This is a genomic window from Neorhizobium lilium, assembly GCF_004053875.1.
GTDB classification, from domain to species: Bacteria; Pseudomonadota; Alphaproteobacteria; order Rhizobiales; family Rhizobiaceae; genus Neorhizobium; species Neorhizobium lilii.
Genome location: NZ_SBIP01000011.1, coordinates 1 through 1,354, shown reverse-complemented (window position 1 = coordinate 1,354; position 1,354 = coordinate 1). Strand labels below are relative to the sequence as shown.

Here is a 1,354-nt window from a genome sequence, read left to right as displayed (position 1 = left end):
TGTCAAAGCTGATTAGTGCTGCGACGGCGCTGGCCATTTAGAAATGCGACACTCAGCATCTCCTCTGGTGCTGACGGCAGCCCCCCGATCCGATCGGCTGGGCCGGGTTGCAAGGGCGGAGCGGGGGCGGGTGAGGGGCACCCCTTCGGCTTTAGCTTTGAGATTGGCCCAGTCATTCTGCAGCCTCCAACCGCGCCAGAGCTTTCTGCCTTTTGGCGATGACTTCCGGATCGTTCATGAAATCCGTCCTCGGCCCCGGCTTGCGACCGCGCTTCTGGTAGCCGTTGGCTGTGCTGCCGTCGCGAATGCCGAACATATGATCCGTCTGCCCGGTGCGGCGAGGGCCGCTCTTGCTCCGTTGCTGTTCTCGTCCAGCCTGCATCTCGGCGACGATCGACAGCATGTCGTCCAGACGCTTGTTCTCGACGACTTCCGGTCGATGGACCGACCGCAGCTTGTCAAAGGTTCTGTAGGGTAGGGCAAAACTCTCGTGCATGATCTCGAGGCGACCGTCCGGATAATCGCAAACAATGACCTTTTGGCCGGCCAAGGGTCTGGAAACGTCGGTCGGATCGAGAATGAACAGCACCTTGTCGTAGCGCAGCGTCAAAGCCTGCGACAGCGTGCGAACTTCCTTGCGGCACATGGCGCCATCAAGGTTCTCGTGATCGGCCAACGGCCGGTGCATGTCCTTCGGATTGCGCGGCTGTTTGCCAAAACGCGCATTGAAATCCGTCATGAACTCAGGTGCATAGGCGTTGGCTTCCTCAATCGTGTCAATGCCGCGAAGCCGCATCTCCTTGACCAACCGATCCTGCAATGTCTGGTTGGCACGTTCCACCCGGCCCTTGGCCTGCGGGGTGTTGGCACAGATGATGTCGATGTTCAGCTCATAAAGCGCCCGGCCGAATTGTGTCAGGCCGCTCGTCCGGTCCTTCTCCGACGCATGGGTCGAACGAAAGACGCCGTGCTTGTCGCTGTAGAAGGCCAGCGGTTTGCCCCATTGCTGCAGATAGGCCTTGGTCGCGTGCAGATAGTCGAATGTGTTCTCCGATCCGGCAAACCGTAGATGCAGCAGCTTGCCGGTCGCGTCATCGATATAGACGAGCAGGGCGCATTTGGGCCCACGGTTCTCGAACCACCAGTGATGCGAGCCATCGATCTGCACCAGTTCGCCAAAGCAATCACGTCGGCCGCGTGGCTGGAAAACCCGTTTCTTGCGTTCTTTGCGTGAAACCCAGATACCAGCCTCGGTCATCCATTGTCGCAGCGTCTCCTTGGCAACAGAGATCCGGTGCAGCTCGATCAGCTTCTCACGCGCCAAGGTCGGTCCGAAATCCGCATAGCGTTCGCG

1 protein-coding gene is annotated in these 1,354 nt (G+C 59.5%); it reads right to left on the bottom strand.

From position 1 onward, the window contains the following. Positions 1 to 172 precede the first annotated feature (172 nt). On the bottom strand, positions 173 to 1,354 hold a 1,182-nt coding region (locus tag EPK99_RS25165), incomplete at its 5' end, for an ISNCY family transposase (protein ID WP_128445846.1).